Origin of the sequence: Marinilabilia rubra (genome assembly GCF_003121985.1) — a bacterium.
GTDB lineage: Bacteria > Bacteroidota > Bacteroidia > Bacteroidales > Marinilabiliaceae > Marinilabilia > Marinilabilia rubra.
Window position 1 is genome coordinate 20,538 of record NZ_QEWP01000002.1, and the last position, 20,996, is coordinate 41,533.

Here is a 20,996-nt window from a genome sequence, read left to right on the forward strand (position 1 = left end):
CAGCTATCACATAAACTTCTTATTATAATAGTTCGTTAACCTTTTGCAATAAGCTCTGAATAAATTGCTTGCAGGCTTGCAGCCCTTAGGGCTACCACCCATATTATCAATTAATTACGAATTATCCTAAATCTAATATCTAAAAATCTAACGATCTATTGTATTAATAATCCTGAAAAATCATAATGCCGGGATAAAAATTTCTTTATTTTTGCGCGCCAAATTCGCAATATAAAAATAAGAAATGGAAATAATAATCTGGCTGGATTACATTGGAACAATGGTATTTGCCATAAGTGGTGTACTCACAGCTGCAGGTAAGAAGCTTGATCTCTTTGGAGCTATGTTTATCGGAGTGGTTACAGCCATTGGAGGAGGTACAACCCGCGATCTTTTATTGGGGGTTACGCCTGTCACCTGGCTTCAGGAATATGGTTATATCATTTCCATTCTGTTGGGTTTTATCATTACCTTTCTTTTCAGAAAGTTTGTTGTCAGAATGCGAAAAACACTCTTCCTGTTTGACACCATCGGGATTGGAGTATTTACCATCATCGGACTGGAAAAAGCTTTGAATCTGGGGGTAAACCCTATTGTAGCTGTAATAATGGGCATGACCTCTGCTGTTGTGGGGGGTGTTATTCGTGACACGCTGACCAATGAACTGCCATTAATATTTCACAAGGAGATTTACGCCATGGCCTGCATTGCGGGGGCCTTGTTTTATCTTCTTTTCGATTGGCTCGAATTGCCGCTGGCTGTTAATGAAATACTTACCATTGGTATTATTATTACCATCCGTCTGCTGTCAATACGGTTTAACTTGTCAATGCCGGTATTAAAAAATCCTGAAAATTAATCTTCATCGTTCAGACCGGCAGCAATATTCCAGTAGGTTTTGGCTTTATCCATTTCTCCAAGGCGGGCACAAACATCACCAAGATGCTTATAAACATCCGGATCTGATTGCTGAATATGAGCGGCTTCCAAAAAATCCTGATAAGCACCCGAAAAGTGTCTCAATTCAAAGCGGGCTTTTCCCCTGCCGTAAAGCGCTTCAAAATGTCTCTGACGCAACTTTAAAACAGTTGAGAAGTCCTTTTCGGCACTTTCCAAATCTCCGGTCTGAGTAAGGATCTCCCCGCGCCGCACAAGGGCATCAATAAAACGAGGATTCAGGCTTAATGCCTTGTTTAGGTTGGCCAGAGCACTTCGCTGATCCTTAAACTTCACTTCACACTCATTGGCCATCAGGAAGTACTCTCTTGCAAACTCTTCAACATTTTTTTGCTGAAGAGCCAATTCATCCTCCAAATCTTCAATTCGCTGCTTTAGCCGGGTAGCAAAAGTCATTTGCGAAGCCATAAATCTCTGTACTTCTGGCCTGGCCAGGTCATCTTTTCTATATGCGACACCTTGTGCCAGGCAGTTCACGGCCTCCAGCCAATTGCCCTGCCTGAAACTTTTCAAAGCAGACACGTATGCCCCATCAGCTTTAGCTTTATCCAGTTCTTCTTTAATCAATTGCTGGTCGTTGGCAGATCTGGCAAATTGCTGAACCTGTGGATTTACAATAACATCACGATTGGTAACCGGCGTTTTGAGTACAATACCCGCAAGGGAGCGACAACGACTAAGTGCCACATAAAGCTGGCCGCCGGCAAAAGCACCTCCGCTGAAATCAATAACAACCTTATCAAAAGTAAGCCCCTGACTTTTATGTACGGTAATGGCCCATGCCAAACGAAGGGGGTATTGAGTAAAGGAGCCTATCTCCTCTTCAATTATCCGGTTATTCTTTTCATCGTAACGATACCTGAGATTCAACCACTTTTCTCTTGTAATAAGATGGGTTTGATCATCCTCTGTACGTACGTAAATACCTTCATCTGTAATTTCATCAACCAATCCAAGCGTGCCGTTATACCAACGTCTTTGAGGATCGTTTTTCACAAACATCACCTGGGAATTCTCTTTTAAAACCAAATTCTGAAGCGTTGGCAAACTGGACTGTTGAAACTCACCTTGAATTTCACCCATGAAACTTACCGGATTTCCTTCCAGTTCATCCAGCTTTTTATCATTGATGTAATTTACCGTATCTCGACGTGTCGCCAGGGTAATAAACAGCTCATTTACCGGAGGCTCAAAATTGCGATTTAAGCGTTGGTTGATTTTAGAGATATCATCCGGACGGGCAGATTTAACCCTTATTTTATCCAACATTTGGACAAAAGCCTTATCGTTTTGACGATAGACTTTCTTCAATTCAATTTGGACAAGTGGAATTCTTGAGAATACCTTTGCAGAGAAAAAGAAAGGCGATTGATAAAAACGGCCGAGAATCTTCCAGTCATCAGATTTCACTACGGGCTCCAACTGAAAAGCATCACCGACCATCAAAATTTGTTTCCCGCCGAAAGGCAGCGTTTTGTTCCTGGTATAAACCCGCAAAACCTGATCAATAAAATCCAGGATATCAACACGCACCATGGAAACTTCATCTATAATAAGAAGATCAGCTTCCCGTATAAGCTTTATTTTCTCTTTATTGTATTTCAAAAAATCATAGATGCGCCCATCTTTGGTCGAAAGATCAGGATCATCCGGTAAAATTGGTCGAAAAGGGATTTTGAAAAAGGAGTGCATCGTAACCCCTCCTGCATTGATAGCGGCTATTCCCGTAGGGGCTACAACAATGTGTTTTTTATGAGTATTCTCACAGATGTAACGCAAAAATGTAGACTTACCTGTACCGGCCCGACCCGTCAAAAAAACAGACGAATTGGTGTACTGGATGAGTTGCAAGGCATTTTGAAACTCTGCATTCTCAAGATCCATATTTACAGGTAATTCACTCACTATTGAACCTCCTCTTCTACCTTTTCTTTTTCTATACTATATGATCCATAACGTTTTATCACACTATAGGCTTCAAAAACACCTAACTCACCGGCTTTACTTAAATCCATTGTGCCTTTGGCTGTTTTTTCCCGATAAAGTCTGATTAACCCTCTGTTAAAGTAGGCTTCGGCAAATTCCGGATTTACGTCAATAGCTCTGGAATAATATTCAGTAGCCTCGTCAAAATTACGAAGCAAACTGTTCATATACCCCAAATTGAACCAGATAAATTCAAATTCAGGAGCAATCTCTCCGGCTTTTTCCAGGTCGTCAATGATCATTTTATAGTCCAAAATCGTTTGCTGATTCATGCCTGCATCCGTGGCGGGACTACCAGTATTGGTTTGCAGATCTAATTGATCTACCTCAGGAAGATCCTCTGCCTGGAACTCCTTAACCGTTTCTACAATTTTGTAACGTGTAAAAGCCCTGGCAAAATAGGCCAGGTAATTATCAGGATTAATATCAATGACTTTTGAAAAATCTTCAATAGCATTATTTAAATTAAAAGCAGCCATATAAAGCAATCCCCGCTCCATTAACAGTTCAGCTTTTTCCATTTGGGCGGAAGCACTCTGCAGCTCTTTATCAAGACTGGTAATAGATTCAAAAAGCCTGGCCGAAGCTTCTCTGCTTATTTCGCTGGTAGCATTGGCAATCTCTAATGTTCGGTCAAACTCAAAAGAGTTGGACAATTCCTCTACATCACGGTCAAAGTATCTCACCCGGTGATAAAGTGTATCTCCGGGAAAGAAAGTCAAACCATAGAGAGGTTGCAGATCGACCATAATATTTCGATTCTGTATCTTCCCACGCAAGGTAGATCCGGTTAACTGCTCGGGTTGATCAGAACCAAAATCATCCAAAACAGCCATTTTATCGTAATTTCTGATATTTCGGTCATCCTCTTTCCTGGTGGCTTTCCTTGTAGTTTCTTTTTCATCTTCCTGATCTTTTGCGCTACTGCCATCTGCAATCTTATCACGTCTATCCATTTCCATCTTCATGGCAGTATTGTAATCCAACCGGGCTGCTTCTTCCTGCCCCAGAGCCTGCTTCACCTCTGCCCTGTTCATGTATACAGGCCCGTAATCGGGATAAGCATTGGCCACTATATTAAAGTCGGATAATGCTTTACGATATTCACCTTTTTCTTTGTACAACATTCCCCTGTAATACAAAGTGGGTAAGTCTTCTCCCCGCAATGCCAAAACTCTGGAGAAATCGTTGATGGCACCATCCAAGTCACCTATTTCAGCTCTGAGAATACCCCGGTTATTATACCCCATGGCATTTCGTGGCTCAAGCTCAACAAACTTATTGAAATCTTTCATCGTTCCCCTCAAGTCATCCAGCTGATAACGGATAACCCCACGATTCATATAAAAAGAGGGTTCATCCGGTCTTATTTCCAGGGCTTTTTGAATGTCAGAAAGAGCATTTTCAAAATCCCCCTCCTGATAATAAACCATAGACCTATTCACATATCCATCAGGAATATAAGGATTTACATCAATGGCTTTGGAAAAATCCCTGAGTGCCCCCGTGGTATCCTCGGCTGAGAACCTTGCCAGTCCGCGATTTAAATAGGCAGTAATAAGGTTGGGTGCTCCCTCTAAAGCTTTAGAATATACATCTATCGCTTTTGCGTAATCCTCTTTCTGAATATAACCGATCCCCAAATTTATAAGCAAATTGGTATTCTGCGGTTCAACTTCCAATCCAGCTTTGTAGTCTTCAATAGCTTCCTCAGGGTCTTCCATTTTTTGATATAAAATACCTCTCAAGTTGTAGGCATCAATCAAATATGGATTACGTTCAAGTGCCTTTGAGCAATCATTTAAGGCCCCTTTGTAATCCTCCAGATGATATTTCCCAACCGCCCGGTAATAGTACGGCTCAGCCAGAAAAGGTTTGGCCCTTATAATTTGATTAAAATATTGTATCGCTAATACGTAGTCCTCAAAATAAAGTGCATTCCTTCCAATAATGGTCATCCGGTCGGTGTCAATTTGTCCCTTGACATTACCTCCTGCAAGTGCCAGAATTGCAAGAATTATATAAAAAGTTTTTCGCATATAGATCAGTACCTGAATTTGGTTTCCACCACATTAGTGTTTCCAGCTCCATCCGAGACCTCAATTTTCAGTTCATGGTCTCCTTTCTCCAGAAATGGAACTTTATCGAATTTACAAATTAATAGATCATTTTTAGCATCATATTCTAATAAAGCCCAATTACCATCAATTGTACAATTATATTGATCGATTCCTGAGAAATCATCTTTTATTCTAATTTTTAAATCACTACGACCTTCATAATTTTGCTGATAGGGCCGGTTCAAAATCCTAATTTTAGGAGGAACAGTATCTCGCGTAATCAAAAACTCCCCTAAAACCCGGGTTTCTATAACAAAATGTGAGCCATCAATGTGTCCACCTGCAAATTGCTTTCTTAAATTCCTTGATATTCTTGCTCCACAAATACCCTTTTCATCCAAACTATCGGGCAAAGGTATTCTAACCTGAAAACTCTTGTGAGCAGGAACTGTTTTATCCAGTATAGATATCGCAGTCCCCGAAAGAGAAATAAGAGACTCTCTAACATTAATCTGTCCAGTTACATCCTGATAAAAGGTCTCTTCTTCAAAAGAAACTGAATGCCCGGCTTCATCATACAAAAAAGGTTCAGAAGCCTGTATCTGAATGCTTGAAGGATCGTCTTCTGCCGGGGATAAGCTCCCATTAACTCCCTGTATGGTAAAGTCAAGATTTGAAGAATTTCCGGAAACATCTTTCACTTCAAACGACAAATCATAGTCCTGCCGGGCTTTGGTTAATATTTTCCCTCTGCTCACGTCTACTTCGTACAAATCTACTCTGTTTAATGGATCCAGAAAGCTTTTTTGAACCACCCGACCACTGTTTACTTTTTCAGCATAGTCTATATGGCTATTGAGATACCGGGTATTATGAAAATAAAATCCGTCCATCAGGTAGCTGAAAATTTTTTCATCATTAAGATTAAGATCAATGGAATGAACTCCACATTTTCTCCACGAGCCGGTATAGTAATCAATTACTTCAATACCAACTCCGATAATACCTGAGGTTTCAATAGACGGATTATGTTTCAAATGAAAAGCTCCATCATAAAAAACGGCAGGATAATATTGAGCTTGATGATGTCCATTAATTGTGGAACTATCAGAAAGCGGATATATTTTAATTCCTGCAATATGAGGACGAACATCATCTTTCACCGGATTGGGGAATGCAAGCGGATCTAAAGGCCTCTGCCCTTCAGTTTCCCGAACTTCAAAATGCAAATGCGGACCTCCTGAACTTCCTGAATTACCAGAAAAACCGATAATCTCACCTCTCTCTATTTCAACCAGACCTTCATCCAGGTATTCATTTACCTGAAATGATTGCTGATCATATTGAATTGCAGTGACCACAGAGTCTATTTTTTCTGAAAAACCATCAAGATGGGCATAAACGGTAGTATAGCCCGATGGGTGATCAACATATACAGCTTTTCCAAATCCATAGGGGGAAACTGCCACTCGTGATACAAAGCCCATATCCGCAGCATAAACAGGCAAACCAGTTTTGCCCTTTGTTGTAAGATCCAGACCGGAGTGAAAATGATTACTCCTCAATTCACCAAAGCTACCACTCACCTTCGGTGAAATATCAAGAGGAAATTGATATTCCCATTGAACCGGTGGCTGTTGAGAAAATGATGTAAAACAAGATATTTGAAATATAAATAAGAACCCTAAATAAAATAATCCCCTTCTGTTCATCTATAATATTTTTGAAGCCTTAAAAGTATAAAAAATTGAATCATTTCAATAATTGCAAACGCAGATCAACACCCACGAAAACAGTAAATGATATATTACGACAGAATAGCCTAAGGGTTCATTTGTTTTTCAAAAAATTCCAGAGGAATTAGAGATACAATCGCCCCACTCTCTTACCCCGGATTAGTGAGTCCCTTAAAATCAACTCCATCAAAGCAATGTTTGGCAGATTAATCAACATAAAACTGCCATGCCATCAAATTTCCAGGGATTAAGAAAAACAATACATCAAATATTGTGTTCTACTATTAAACACTTAAAAATCAATAAATATGGAAACTAAAGACGCTTATATCGAGAAACTAAATGCAAGAATTAAAGAATTACAGGCAGACTTGGACAAATTGGATGCTAAGGCTCGTGAAAGTGAGGCCGATTTGAAAATTAAGTATCAGGATGAAATTGAAAAACTTAACGTTAAGAAAGCGAAGGCTGAGACCAAATTAAACGAAATCAGGAATGCATCGGGCGAAGCTTGGAATGACCTTAAGGCCGGTGCCGACCAGGCATTTGAAGATCTAAAAACAAGCTGGAAAGAAGCCATGGCTAAGTTTAAATAATATATTCACTTGAAGATCTGCTATGCTCAAAACCCTAATTCAACGCAATTAGGTTTTACTTGAAAATAGCATCTCAAATTTTCGCTCTCTTTTTTGAAGTATTTTGTCATGGTAGATTTTTATTTTGGAAGAGAGCAAAAACAGGTATTGGTTTTCCGAACTTTCACCATTTCGATGAAAAAGGAAGTTCGGGAAAATACCTGTTTTATTTTTAATAAAAAAAGAACAAAAAAACACCCCACATAATCTTTTGTATATCTTATTTTTGACTCCTCAAAATGGTCTCCAGCCCCCAAAAAGTCACATTTTTTTACCGCTCCCATTTGCACAGACAAAAATATTTTCCCTATATTTGCACCGCATTTGAGAGAAACACACACTCAAAACAGCAACGATTCTGTAGCTTAATTGGATAGAGCACCTGGTTACGGCCCAGGAGGTTGGGGGTTCGAGTCCCTCCAGGATCACTTTTCAATATTCAACGAAAAACAAAAAGCTGTAAATCTACTGATTTACAGCTTTTTCTGTTTTTGGGCTATTCATTAAAAACCATCAAAAACCACAATGATGGTGAACAAACTGGTGAACAAATTTTTTTCGTAAATTTGTTCACCAGCAGCCACGCTAATTACTGGTTTACTGTTCGTTACAAATGTGCTCATTTGTTTTATTCCGATGATTTTTGAGCGTTTTCCGGCCATCTCCGGTGAACAAATTCGAACATTAAACAACAATAGTCATGGCAAATGCTCAAAATTTCTCGGTATCCTTTATTATCCGGACCGGCAGAATGTCCGGTGAAGAAGCCCCCATTTTCGCCCGAATCTCTGTAGACGGTAAGAGAACAGAGTTCTCTGTAAAACGCACAGTTATTCCCGAGCTTTGGAACAAAGAAGCTGGCAAGGTGAAACCAAAAGCCAAAGAAGCAGGAAGGATCAATCAATATCTGGATCAAGTCCAAAAACGCCTGCTTGAGTGTTATTCAGAGGCCTTACTTGCCGGCAAGGTAATTACAGGATCTTACATCAAAAACCTCTATTTCGGCATCAATGAGGAAACTCTGAAAACCACAGAAGACCTCTTTGAGTATCATAACACCACCTGCCAGGATAAACTTTCCAGAGGAACCTATGCACATTATCTTTCAACACAGACCTATTTCCGGGAATTTCTGAAGAAGAAAAAGAAAACCGAAGCAATTCCGGTCATTTCCATCAATTATCAATTACTGGTGGATTTTGAGTTATTCCTAAGAAAGAGAAAGGGACATGATTCACTTAAAAGCCTTGAGGTCAATACTATTATGAAACACTTCTGCCGTATACGCAAAATGCTCAGATTAGCAGAACGATTAGAGTGGATCAGAACCAACCCTTTTAAAAGTTTCAAAATCAGCTACGAAAGAAAAGATCGAGGCTATTTGACAGCGGATCAACTAATAAAGATAGAAGAAAAAGAGTTTCCCATCCCACGCTTGCAACTGGTAAAAGACCTTTTCATCTTTTCCTGTTATTCCGGGATTGCCTATGTTGACATGCAGGCCTTGACCCATGAAAATTTAGTAAAAGGCATTGATGGAAATCAGTGGCTATCATTCCAACGCCATAAAACCAAGACCCAAGTCAAAATTCCTTTGCTGGCAAAAAGTCTGGAGATTATTGAAAAGTATCGGGACTTTCCAACCCTGGAAGGAAAACCATGGTTGTTTCCTCGCTTTTCAAACCAAAAGTTAAACGCTTATCTCAAAGAGATTGCTGATTTATGTGGGATAAGAATGAATCTAACCTTTCACCTGGCACGACACACTTTTGCAACCACAGTTACTCTGTCAAATGGAGTTCCCATTGAGACAGTTAGTAAGGTTTTGGGGCATACAGACATAAAAACAACCCAAATTTACGCTAAAGTCATTGAAAACAAGGTGGCCGATGATATGCTAAATCTTAAAAACCGACTTGAAAAACCGGAAAATAAAAAGTTAAAAAAGTATTAACGTACCATTAATTTTGCTTTAGGGGTTATTCTTATTACTTTTAAACAACTAAAAACCAAAGAGTAACCCTTAATTAAGAAAACCATGCAAAAGAATCTGAGTTTTTTTAAGACTCTGGTATCTAAAGCTGACAACTTATCCTTTAATGCCAATTTAACCAAAATAGAGAAACAATTATTACTCCTGGAGGCCAACACCCATGATCTGATTTCCTCAGATCAACCAACAAAAATCAAAAAAAGCTCCCTCTCCACATGCCTCAACACATTTACTCTTTTAATGAATCGCCTTTATGATCCGTCCGGGAAACGCAAACGTAGCAATAGCAAGGAGATCAATGAGACCCTCCGGGGATGCGCCAGGTTTATTCTCTTGCTTGAGAAAAGTGCATCTTATTGTTTCGACTACCGAATTCTTGCTCCAACATACATGTGCGACAAATTAAAAGAAAAACTCAATGGTTTTCACATTGAATTTGAACAACAATTGAAGGATCTCAAAATTAGAAAGGATCTCATTAAAGTTGTACTTGATCCCATCAGGAAGAATTATAAAAAGAAAAGAGAAATTCGCTTTCAAAGGTTCTTTTATCTTGAAAGATACTGCTTTTGGATATCTGAATTTCTGGAAAACGAATCACATTTCATGGGACCTGAGTGCGGATTAATACGACTTCTCATTACTAAAAACCTTAACTCCGAATCTTTCCAGTCCTTTCTAATCAAATATTTGGATGAGAAACTTAATAGTGAATACCAGCTTGAGGGAAAGATACAAACCCTTAGTAATCTAAATATTTGTCTCCAGGATCTTTCTCCGGTAGGTGATCTGAAATATTCTCACAATAAAGCTTCTGTAGCTAAATTATTAAGAAGCTCTCTTTCGAACAGAATTAGCCACTTCAAAGAAATGCGGAAGAATCTTCCCAGGCATTTCCAATCAGAAACACACTCAGAGCAATGCTTAAAAATAAAAACAACAGGAAAAATCGATCAATTAGGTATCTTGTGTCGATTGTTACAGAATGAACCCTGGATTAAAAACACATCCTGCTCAGAAATAACGGAGGCTTTTGCCAGCATTTTCTGTTTCGAAAACTCAGCCCCGATATCCAAATCCAATCTCAGAAACCAATACTACAATAAGGATAAAAAGTCTCTTATAGAAATGAAGAAAACTCTGCTTGCGTGGCTCGAAAAAATTGATTCAGACCTATACGAAACAAATTACAAAAAGGTCTCAAAGTGAAAATAACCAAACACACAACACATTATTTAACCTCCTTGCAACCCCAATAAATGCAAGGCTTGCAAGTGGCTTGCACAAGTCACTGCAAGCCTGAAAACTAAATTTCATTACTCATATTTGTCGCAGTTCAAACATCATCGGAAAAATTATGAGTATAGAAATTGTAACGAAAGATGAGCTGTTACTTCTCAAAGAAGACCTCATCGCAGAAATCAGATCCATCCTGGAAGAAAATATGAAAACCATCCCGGATGGCAAAAAATGGTTGCGCTCAGCTGAAGTAAAAGAACTTCTGAGCATCTCCTCTGGCACACTTCAAAATTTAAGGGTCAACGGAACGCTTCCCTTCACAAGGATCAACGGGGTTATCTATTACAACAAGGAAGACATCAATGCCATCCTTGAAGAAAATATGATCCGCTATAATTCTCCATAGCTACGATTCAACCAGAAAGAAATTTTCCGAAAACATCTTTTTCCCCATTTTTACGCCATCTCATTTGGGTTATTAAAATCCCTCTCTTAAGAAGGCGGGTTGGCCCGTCTGCTTTCCGGGCCGGCGGTTGGCGGGAAGTCAAAATGGGGGCCTTTCATGGCCTTGCGCAATGGCCGGAATTTTTGTCTTTCGCGGGGTGATAGGATAAAGCGGACTAGACTTTTTTAGTTCTTTTTGGGGCAATGCCAAAAAGGACAGTCATAAAAAACCTGGATAAAGCGGTCGACCTTTGCCCGAAAATACATCATTTTACAATAGAAATAGCCTCCTCAATTAAATGAAATAATATTCTCTCATTTATATGAACTACATCAAACACCTGAACCTGATGTTTTCCGTATTCGACCAGGACAAACGACTGGGGCCCTACCACATCATGATTTACATGGCCCTGTTCAGACAATGGAACCGCGAAGGCTTCTCCAATCCCATCATGATCAACCGGGAGACGATAATGGCAAAAGCCAAGATCAAATCACCAAAAACTTATTCCAAGACATTAAAAGAAATGGATAATTGGGGATACCTGAAATATGAACAGTCCACTTCCCGGATTTATGGAAGCACCATCTACATGTTCCCGACTAGTGTATTTAAGGAACAAGTCGTGCCCCCTTTTTATAAACATATAAACAGTAAAAATATATACACAGAAAATGAAACATTTGATCAGGATAAAAATTTCAAAAAGGATAATCAGCCAACCAATCCTGTTAGGAGCGAATTCACTCCTCCTCCCCTGCAGCACATCAAAATCTATTTCAACGAAAAAAGAGCACCGGAACTTGAAGCCGAAAAATTCTTCAATCATTACGAGGCACGCAACTGGCTCAACAATTCATTTAATCCCATCACCAACTGGAAAGCTGCTGCCCGCAACTGGATCATCAATATTCCAAAATTCAACCCGCGAAAAAAGCTGCAACCCAAAAACAAAACGACCAATGATAAACCTGGAAACATCAAACTCAATCAAACCAAAAACTATGACACGCCATTGTAAAAAGCATCCTTGCTTTCAAATCATTCGTCATTCCTCTTGCATTATGCACATCTCTCTTTGCCCCTTGCTCGTTGCTCCATGCATATTCCCCCATGCCCTGCGCTCCATGCTCTGTGCACATTTCTCTTTGCTCAATGCTCGTTCCCTCCCACCATAACACCATTCCTCAGTTTCACCATTTAACCATACCACCACATAACCATTTAACCATTGCTCATATGTCCCCCTTCTACCAAAAAGCATTTTCTTTTCTGCTCGAAAGAGGCCACAAAACCTACGGTAAGTTTTTCAGTCTTTATCCCGACGACACCCAAATCATAGGGAAACTCATTGCATGGTTTATCCGGGATGAAGAAACTGCAAAAACAAAAGGCATCGACCTGGAGAAAGGCATTCTTCTCTCTGGTCCAGTTGGCTGTGGAAAGACCTCTCTAATGAACTTGATGCGCTTTTTCACCGACCACAACCGGCATTCCATGAAACCGTGTCGTGATATTGCCTTCGAATTTCAAAAGAACGGTTTTGAAGTCATCCACCGCTATGCTTGTCACTCCTGGCTTCCTAACAGTCCGGCACGCATTTATTGCTTCGATGATCTGGGCACCGAGCAATCTCTCAAGCATTACGGTCAGGAGTGTAATGTTATGGCTGAAATCATCCTCTCCAGATATGAAAAATTCACCCGTCACCGGGATTTCACCCATTTTACCACCAATCTCTCGGCCGATGAAATTGAAAGCATATATGGGCCAAGAGTGAGATCCCGGTTGCGTGAGATGTGTAACTTGATTGCTTTTCCGGGGGATGCGAGGGATAAGAGGAGATAATTCTTTCAATCAAAAGTCTTTGAACTTGTAGCTGTATTCACCTATATCAGATTAATAATACAAAAACCAGCCTCTATGAAATGTGACATGAAATTTTCAACTTGTCCACAAGAGTGCTTAAACCTTTTCCAAGAGGTATTTTAATGAATCCAATTGTTAATACGTTGGAAATAGGGTAGCCAAATATCATCAAATTGTTCAGGCGCACAAAACGTTGAATCCTGTGTTTCAAAATCGGTACGGCAAAGTTAGATGACATCAATTCCCACCGCTTCCATAAAATCCTCTTCTACCACTAAGCCTTTGTTAAGGTTCAGTGGCAGGTATTTTTCTTTTCCCCAGGCAATAATATTCCCTTAATTTCTCTAAGATTCCAACGGTTGGAGCTAAACCCATATCGAATACAACCTTATCGGGTTGCTTATGGTTTAACGTTTGTATTAATCGTTCTCTTGAATTCATAATATTTCTTTTTACTGTTTGGAAATAATGACTGCCTGTCCTGCAGGTAATTTCATTGTTATCATTTTATTATTTTGGCTAAAATTGTACCTTTTAAGCAGTTCAGTATATTCTCCATTATACTTTAGAGGTATTTCGATAGTTTTAGCTTCATTGCTAACATTAAAAGCTGCAATCACTTCATTCTTCCCATCGTATCTGCTATACACAAGTATTTTATTTTCGTCATCGACAACCTCATAATCAATTTCACCATGGCTTAATACCGGATTTTCTTTACGGATACGAATTAATTTTTGGTAATGCGCAAATAGCTCATCATTAAATTTTACCTCATCTGGTTTACGATCGTAACCTCTTGGATCAATCGTTTCAGGTTCGAAATCATAGTCTTTCCAGATTAATGGCTTACGGGTATCTCCCATCATGGCACCCCACATGCCCATTTCGTCACCAGCCCAAATATGTGGTGCCCCTAAAAAAGTATATTGAAATGCCAATAGCAATTTCACCTTCTCATAAGTTTCAGCATCCGGCTTATTGATCTTATAATCAGGATTTCCAACTGGATCAGCGTAATAGTTATATTTACTGTTATCGTTGAATAATGAGGTAGCAAGTCTTGGAGAATCATGACTTGATACTACATTCATCATAGCTCGACTGTTTTGCGGTCTTAAGTTGGAATAGAAACTATTAATACTATCTACAAATTCCGAAGGTGGAATTTCGTAAGGAGCTTTTGCAAAAAAATGTCTGGCTGATTTGTACAAACGATAATTCATTACACCGTCAAAAATATCACCTTCTAAAACAGGCTGCGGATCTTGCATCCTGTCAGGCCAAAGCTCAAACCAAACTTCCCCTACCAGATAAGCGTCCGGATTTACTTCTCGTACTACTTCCCTGAAATCCCTCCAGAAACCCAGTGGAACTTCCGAAGCAACATCTAGCCGATATCCATCGATCCCATCAGACGGATCGCCATCACCATTTGGATCAAGCCACTTTCGGGTGACATTAAAAATATGGTTTTTGGCATCTTCCGAAAAGATATTCCCTTCAAAAAATTTAATAACTCCATTCTCGATAGGGTGATATACTGTCTCCTTAATTTCTGGCAAATCCTTAACACCAAACCACCCTTCGTATTCGAATTCATTTTCAGGAGTTCTGGGGTCATCAAACTTTTTAATCCAATACCAGTCTTTGTATTCTGATCTTGCTTGTTTTTTCAGGATGTCCTTCCATGCCCAAAATTCTATTCCAGTATGGTTCCAGGAATAATCCAAAATCACCCGTATTCCCCTTTCATGAAGTTTTGCAACTAATTCAACAAACATTTTATCAGCCCCAGTCATTTTCCAGGTAGTTGGATCATCCGGTTCTTCCGAATCCATTATTTCCAGGTCTTCTCTGGGAGTAGGACCAAAATTGTTATCGATATGACGCCATGCAGATGCATCAAAATTATGTTCTGATGGACCTTCGCAAAGTGGATTAAAATATATCGCAGTGATTCCAAGTGAATCCAAATAATCAATTTTATCCATTACTCCCTGAAGATCACCACCGTACCTCCTCAATCTTGAAAACATTGGAAACACTTTCATAGTATCCCCAGCCATATCCACTTTCCCAATCAAATCCTTAAAGTGAGGATCGTGTTTATACCAGTCTTGCGTCCATGGTGTAATTGTCCAACTTTCAGGAACAAATCCGGGATAAGCTCCTTTTAAGTCTTCAGGTGTCGGATCATTATTTGGATCTCCATTCCTGAATCGGTCTGCATAAATCTGATACCAAATGGCTTCTTTTGCCCACTCAGGTGGATTTTCATAGGCCGTTCGTGTCTTTTCTGCCGGTCTTTTTTCACTTTTTGGATTGCCACAAGAAAAAAAGACAGGGATTAGCAAGAGCAAAAAGAAAAATTTATAAGTCGTCATAATCTAATGTTTTAACACTTGTTGTTTAGTTAGCAAGATAAACAGCTGTTTTTCCTTGTATTTCAAAGACTCCTGTTCCTTCTTCTGAATTGACAGAGATGTCATTCAGCAAATCTTGCATTCCAAAGGCTTGTTGTAATTCTATTTTATGTGATTGAGTCCCGTTATTAATTACAACAACAATCGTATCCTCTTCAAAACGTTTTTCATAAGCAAGGATACCAGTTCCGGCATCAGCCAAAATAGGAATCCTTGTTCCTCGTGCCATAGCCTTGTGCTCCGACCTTATCTTAGCAAGCTTGATAAAATAATCCAAAACTTCTTCATTAATATTTTCCCAATCAGTTGCATGTCTTGATGCGCTGAGTGTACTTTTAGCGCAGGATACATCTTGCGACATTCCCAACTCGGTACCTGCCCATATGCTAAATGGCCTGCTCATGGAATACATTACTGCAGAAGCCAGTTTCAACCGGTTTACTTCTTCGTTGGACACAAATAAAAACCGATCCATATTATGGTTATCAATCATAATAGGAGTTAAAAACCCATTAGGGAAATAGGATTCAGACCCCTTTAAAAAACGTTCAAACTCCTCGACATTCATTTTACCGTATGCAAAAGCTTTTCTAACTGCCTGACAGAACGCGAAATCCTGACATCCGTCTACCCGACCGGCATAAGAAAGTAGGGACTCAGGTGTTGTCACCCCTTCAGTGAAAATAACAATCTCTTTGCCCAAACTTCTCATTGCATAGCCAAACTCAGTCCAAAATTCATGTGATGGCCCTATTGCATAATCAAGGTCGAAGCCATCTAAGCCCAAATTGGTAATCAAATGCTCTCCCAGCTCAAAAATATATTTTCTTACCTCCGGATTTTCATTAACCAAATGTGGAAGCTCTCCGCCGCCGAAAAAACTTTCATATGTTCCATCTTCGTGTATATCAAACCAATCTCTGTATTTGCTTGTTGAATCAGCCATTGCTTCCAGAAAGTAGGGATGATGATCTGAACAATGATTAGCAACAAAATCAACCAGCACTTTCATTCCCCGGGAGTGGGCATCATTAATTAGATCTTTTAAATCTTGCTCAGAACCAAAATCAGGGTCTATAGCATAAAAATCATCTGCTCCGTATTTATGATATGTTGGACCAGACGTAAAAGGCATCAACCATAGAACATTGACTCCAATATTTTCAAGGTGGTCAAGTTTCTCACGAATCCCATTCAAAGTACCTCCCATTGGTTCTTCCAAATTGCTTGTTTGAACCCATGATTTTCCTTTGCCTGGATTAAACCTGTCGGGTAAAACATAATACATTACGGCGTCATATGCCCAGTCAGGAATTGACCAATCATCAACCGCATAAGCAAAATAAGGATGAGTTTTTGAGCTACCGTAGCTACCTTCTGTCCCTTTGGCAAATTGATTTCCAACTTCAATAATATACCTAACAACACAGCTATGTGTTTGTGCCGGGATAACCGCTTTAAATTCGGTAATGTATCCCCAGATTAAATCTTCCCAAACCACACTGGTTTGTTTTAAAGGTACAGCAATTCCATTTTCTGCTATTCCATTTAAACCTTTCGGATTAGTCCCATCGGTTGTATAATAACACCATGCATTTTCCGGATCTACCTCATCACCAACAGTTACGGTAACAATAACTTCTTGTCCAATATTTGGGTCCCGGGGTTCAATTCTATGGTTGTGGAAAATCCCGGATAGGTCCTGTATTCTTTTTGCTACAATGTGTTCACTTAATTCATTGTTACCAAAAACAAAATCTGTAGCACCTCGGTCTTCATCCTTAAAAGTTTCTTGTTGTGCACTACTTTGGATTTCATATCCAAAAAGAAATGCTAAAACCAATAATATGAAAGGGAAAAATTTTCTCATGATATTATTTCAAAGTTACGATTACCTCTTTTTTCGATGGTTTCACCACAACCCAGTCTTCAGCTTCATCTACTTTACCGGTACTTACCGAAGCAATATTATCGCGGAATTGTGGTAGGTTAAATAGTATCTCTCCCTGAGGTTCATTGCCCGACCAGCTAAGTTTAACCTGTTTTTGATCCAGCATTTCGATAACAAAATTTGTTCTTTTCCCACCGCCAACAGGAAAGTTATTAATTTCCGTTTTTTTGCCACGAACCATCCACTCATCGATGTAACCACGGCCAACCATGATCCTGCCATCGTAAAACTCTGCAACTAACGCATCTAATAATGCTTGTGTTGCTCCTGCTTGCCCCCACTGGTGCGGACATGCATACCAGTTGGTTTTGACAGATGATGGGTGATTTCCTTCCCATGGATTTTCAGGATCCACCTCATGAAACATTTCCCAAAAACCATAAGGGGCCGATTGTCCATATTTTAAGAGAAACTGATACGATTTAATAGCCTCTTGGCGATAATTTTGACTAAACAATCCTGATATAGAGAATGCACTGTTATAAGCCGAGGCAACTCCCCCTCCGTAGCTTACCCAAGTACCCACATTATGTGGTCTAGCACCAGATTTACGTTGCTTTTCATAGCCCCATTTATAAGTATTATCTACCCATTCTTTAAGCGGACCTTCATATTTTCCTCCAGCCAAATAAGTATTCCAGTTCATCCCAAACCAAAATGGTGTAGCCCACATCGAAGAATTGTCCTTCATCACATTTACAAAATCTTCATTTGGTTTTTCCAGTGAACAAGGAATGTAGTTGATACCATTCTCTTTTTGCATGGTCAGAATTCTGTTATTTACGTTAGTCATCAATTTGGTGAATTCTGTACGAGCTTTTTTAGCTATATTCTTGTCTCCTTTCATATTAGCAATATATTCCAGGCAAGTAAAACCAGTCAAAGCCGATTCATTATCCCAGGTCCAAAGTCCGCTATGGTCAATATCCCAGGTCTCTTCCAATAGCCCATAAGGTCCAGTCATATCCATCATGGTAGTATCAAAAGCTGCTAAACTTTTTTTGTACAGATATCCATCTTCTTTTTCTAATATTCCGATATCTCCTGTTTTTTGAAGGTATGTGGAAAGCAATAGTCCCCATCGGTAGTAATGATCGTGATAAGGACCTCTTCCTCCTCCAAGTAATTTTAATTGGTTATAAGCGTTTTCAAAATATCCCAACTTCAACAGAGAAAGGTAAATACCTAAATAATCGTGCGTAAAAAGTACATCGTAACCAATCTCAGCCACATTGTAACTTTCTGGCCCGTCACGGCTAATTAAAGTATAGATGAATCCCATACGGTAAGCATTGTTCAATTCCTGATCTGGCGTATTGATTTGTGCAATTTGCGATAACTTCCCTTCCCAGAAATTTTTCATGTGTTCGAAATGTTCATCCCAACTACCGGCATTTTTAATTTTTTCGTCGGAAGGGCGTTCGTAGTCATTACCGAAACGATCAATTACAACGGCAAAATCCCAATCCATTGTTTTTCCAGGTTCAATCATCCCTAATGGATTATTTAAAGGGGTTAATATGGCCGACTCACGAGGATCGAATGGAACCGTTTTATCCATATTGTTTTTTACAGATACGCGGCTGTATGCAATTACAAAATCGTTTTCATCGATGGTAACTTTATCTGCAAAATTTGAAATTTTAATATGCAGCTCGTCATCCTTGCCAAACTCGGCCCAGTTGTCTTCAAACTCAGAAATGAAACATGGCAAATAACCAGAATGAGGATACCATTTAATCTTACCGGTTTTAATTTTATCAGGAACACCAGGCAATGCAGATGCCTGAAATGAAACATAAGCATTTATTCCATCCCGTATAAAAAACCAACCATTGGGTTTAAGTAGAGCAGCATCTTTATCACCTTCCCAACCTATAATGGTTGTATTCCCTCTAAATATTGGGTGTTGCCCTGCATTTTCGATACGATCTTCACGATCTTGTGCCTTTAATAAAAAAAAGTTGGCCATGAAAATAAAAACCACCCCAAAACGTATTATCAATTTATCCATAACACATATGTTTTAAATAATAAAAATTAATCCCTGAAAGGCTTGACATAACACACTGCCGCCTGTTTATTTATGATAAGACAAAAAAATCATCCATTAAATTCATGGATAGCGTTAATCATGGCAACCAAATTGTCAATCGGGACATCAGCCTGTATATTATGTACTGTGTTAAACACAAACCCACCGTCTTTAGCAAAAATTTCGCAATGGCGCAATACTTCTTCCCTTACTTCTACCGGTTTACCGTAAGGTAGTGTTTTTTGCGTATCGACTCCTCCTCCCCAAAACGTTAAATGCTTACCATATTTCTCTTTCAGAAACTTTGGATCCATTCCTGCAGCATTCACCTGAACCGGATTGATAATATCGAAACCAGAATCAATAAAATGCGACATAAATGTTTCAACGGCCCCACATGAATGTTTAAAGGTTTTCCACGGCGTGTTTTCATGAATCCAATTGTTGATGCGTTGATAATATGGCACCCAGATATCAGCAAATTGTTCAGGAGCGCAAAACGTTGAATCCTGTGTCCCAAAGTCTGCACCGCAGATATAAATGACATCAATATTATCGCCTATTTCGGCATCAAACCTACGAAGGTTTTCAATAGCCAGCTCGCTCTGCCGATCAAACACTTCCTTAATTAGGTCGCTACGCATCAGTGTACTCATGTACCATTCTGCCACACTTCTAATCCCCTTGGGGTCGGCCAGATTCATTCCAGGAATCAAAGCGATATCTCCCAATGCTGTTCCACCCAACGCAGCTACTACCCCTTTGTTAGTAGCCCGGGCTAAGGCTGTTTCTTTTTTCCAAAAGGCTAAGGTTTCATCCGATACGGGAGTAAATTCTTCCAAGTTATCCTCTGCCTTTAATTCCTCTTCCACAATAGTTTTTTGTCTTTCGATGGCATCAAAGAAATAACCACTTTGGGGCATTTTAGCTGAAGGCGCCAAGGATTCATCTCCCATTGGAAATGACAACAAATCACCCTTTTCATCGGTCTTTGTGCTGAACCCCTGGGGAACCAAGACCTCCTGCCCCCAAAACGTTTTTACTCCTTTTAACGGAGGTGTGTTCCTGTAGCCAAACAGGTTCCCGTCGCCCCAGGCAGCTGTCACATCAATCCCTATGGCATCCATCAGGTCTTGTTCTACTAATCCTAGCATTTGGTATGGTTCTATTACTCTTATTGGTCTTTTTTCCAAACCATAATATTCCCTTAATTTTTCTAAAGTTCTTACATGAATACCTGTTGTTGGTGTAGATCCCATATCAAATACTATCCTATCTGGTTGTTCATGGTTTAGTGTTTGTATTAAACGTTCTCTTGAATTCATTGTGTATTTTTTTGTTAAAATTGCAGCAACTGAATAGCCAAATTCCTATGTCAAAAATTGTATTTTTTAAAATAAATTCGTTATCCTTCGGATTCTAATCAACAATTACGCTATAATTCTCTGTTAAAATATTCCCGGCTGAACCAATACCTGGATTAGATATTATCTCCCCTTTTTTTCCCCTAACAAGTAAGAATCTGCCAAATCTTTATTCCTCTAAATTCTACCAGTTTAATCACAAAACCACAACAGCATGCCAAGGCATAACCTTTAATGCAAAGATTTAATTTCTAACCTTTGTCAACAATCATAATTTTCCTATCTTTATATGCTATC

The 20,996-nt window shown here is 39.3% G+C and carries 15 protein-coding genes and 1 tRNA gene; 8 read left to right on the forward strand and 8 right to left on the reverse strand.

The genetic code is table 11. The features are described from left to right. The first annotated feature begins 244 nt into the window (after positions 1-244). Positions 245-859 carry a trimeric intracellular cation channel family protein gene (locus tag DDZ16_RS02965; RefSeq protein WP_109262949.1) on the forward strand — a complete coding sequence of 205 codons (615 nt, stop codon included), beginning with the start codon at positions 245-247 and terminating at the stop codon, positions 857-859. Here the strand turns inward: DDZ16_RS02965 and DDZ16_RS02970 are convergent. From DDZ16_RS02970 to DDZ16_RS02980, 3 genes are read right to left on the reverse strand one after another with little or no spacing between them, the layout of a single operon-like run. Beyond that, entirely contained in the window at positions 856-2,862 is a 2,007-nt protein-coding gene (locus tag DDZ16_RS02970) for an AAA family ATPase (protein WP_109262950.1), read from the reverse strand. The two genes, DDZ16_RS02965 and DDZ16_RS02970, sit on opposite strands and share 4 nt — an antisense overlap. Next, the gene (locus DDZ16_RS02975) at positions 2,862-4,982 is read right to left on the reverse strand and encodes a tetratricopeptide repeat protein (protein WP_109262951.1); all 2,121 of its coding nucleotides are present in this window, start codon (positions 4,980-4,982) and stop codon (positions 2,862-2,864) included. Before DDZ16_RS02975 ends, DDZ16_RS02970 begins: the two co-directional genes overlap by 1 nt. Positions 4,983-4,987: 5 nt before the next feature. Then, positions 4,988-6,715, reverse strand: coding sequence for a M23 family metallopeptidase (locus DDZ16_RS02980; protein ID WP_109262952.1), 1,728 nt, complete (start codon positions 6,713-6,715; stop codon positions 4,988-4,990). Between the two features lie 332 nt (positions 6,716-7,047). On the opposite strand from DDZ16_RS02980, the gene DDZ16_RS02985 reads away from it, so the two are divergent. The 7 genes from DDZ16_RS02985 (at position 7,048) to DDZ16_RS03020 (ending at position 12,902) form a co-directional block, all read left to right on the forward strand. Next, positions 7,048-7,335: a sll1863 family stress response protein gene (locus tag DDZ16_RS02985; protein WP_109262953.1), complete on the forward strand. Its 288-nt coding sequence runs from the start codon at positions 7,048-7,050 to the stop codon at positions 7,333-7,335. A gap of 393 nt (positions 7,336-7,728) precedes the next feature. Beyond that, positions 7,729-7,802, forward strand: a tRNA-Arg gene (locus DDZ16_RS02995). A 272-nt stretch (positions 7,803-8,074) separates the two neighbouring features. Next, positions 8,075-9,328: a site-specific integrase gene (locus tag DDZ16_RS03000; RefSeq protein ID WP_109262955.1), complete on the forward strand. Its 1,254-nt coding sequence runs from the start codon at positions 8,075-8,077 to the stop codon at positions 9,326-9,328. Between the two features lie 84 nt (positions 9,329-9,412). After that, positions 9,413-10,576, forward strand: a complete 1,164-nt coding sequence (locus DDZ16_RS03005; protein WP_109262956.1) for a hypothetical protein — start codon at positions 9,413-9,415, stop codon at positions 10,574-10,576. A 148-nt stretch (positions 10,577-10,724) separates the two neighbouring features. After that, a complete protein-coding gene (locus DDZ16_RS03010; protein WP_109262957.1) occupies positions 10,725-11,012 on the forward strand; it encodes a helix-turn-helix domain-containing protein in 288 nt (95 codons plus the stop codon). Positions 11,013-11,373: 361 nt separating this feature from the next. Beyond that, a complete protein-coding gene (locus DDZ16_RS03015; RefSeq protein WP_109262958.1) occupies positions 11,374-12,075 on the forward strand; it encodes a hypothetical protein in 702 nt (233 codons plus the stop codon). Positions 12,076-12,209: 134 nt separating this feature from the next. Continuing rightward, complete coding sequence (locus tag DDZ16_RS03020) at positions 12,210-12,902, forward strand: P-loop NTPase family protein (protein WP_232526537.1); 693 nt, start codon at positions 12,210-12,212, stop codon at positions 12,900-12,902. Between the two features lie 306 nt (positions 12,903-13,208). Here DDZ16_RS03020 and DDZ16_RS20685 read toward each other — a convergent pair whose 3' ends face one another. The 5 genes from DDZ16_RS20685 to DDZ16_RS03040 form a co-directional block, all read right to left on the reverse strand. Continuing rightward, positions 13,209-13,364, reverse strand: a complete 156-nt coding sequence (locus DDZ16_RS20685) for a hypothetical protein (RefSeq protein WP_158275595.1) — start codon at positions 13,362-13,364, stop codon at positions 13,209-13,211. Positions 13,365-13,375: 11 nt separating this feature from the next. Continuing rightward, on the reverse strand, positions 13,376-15,310 hold the full coding sequence (locus tag DDZ16_RS03025) for an alpha-amylase family glycosyl hydrolase (protein WP_109262960.1): 1,935 nt from the start codon (positions 15,308-15,310) through the stop codon (positions 13,376-13,378). A 25-nt stretch (positions 15,311-15,335) separates the two neighbouring features. Further along, positions 15,336-17,219 (reverse strand): alpha-amylase family glycosyl hydrolase, encoded by a 1,884-nt coding sequence (locus DDZ16_RS03030; RefSeq protein WP_109262961.1) that lies wholly within the window; start codon positions 17,217-17,219, stop codon positions 15,336-15,338. A gap of 4 nt (positions 17,220-17,223) precedes the next feature. Next, positions 17,224-19,314, reverse strand: coding sequence for a hypothetical protein (locus DDZ16_RS03035; protein ID WP_109262962.1), 2,091 nt, complete (start codon positions 19,312-19,314; stop codon positions 17,224-17,226). An 89-nt stretch (positions 19,315-19,403) separates the two neighbouring features. Beyond that, positions 19,404-20,660 carry a uroporphyrinogen decarboxylase family protein gene (locus DDZ16_RS03040; RefSeq protein WP_109262963.1) on the reverse strand — a complete coding sequence of 419 codons (1,257 nt, stop codon included), beginning with the start codon at positions 20,658-20,660 and terminating at the stop codon, positions 19,404-19,406. Between the last annotated feature and the right edge of the window lie 336 nt (positions 20,661-20,996).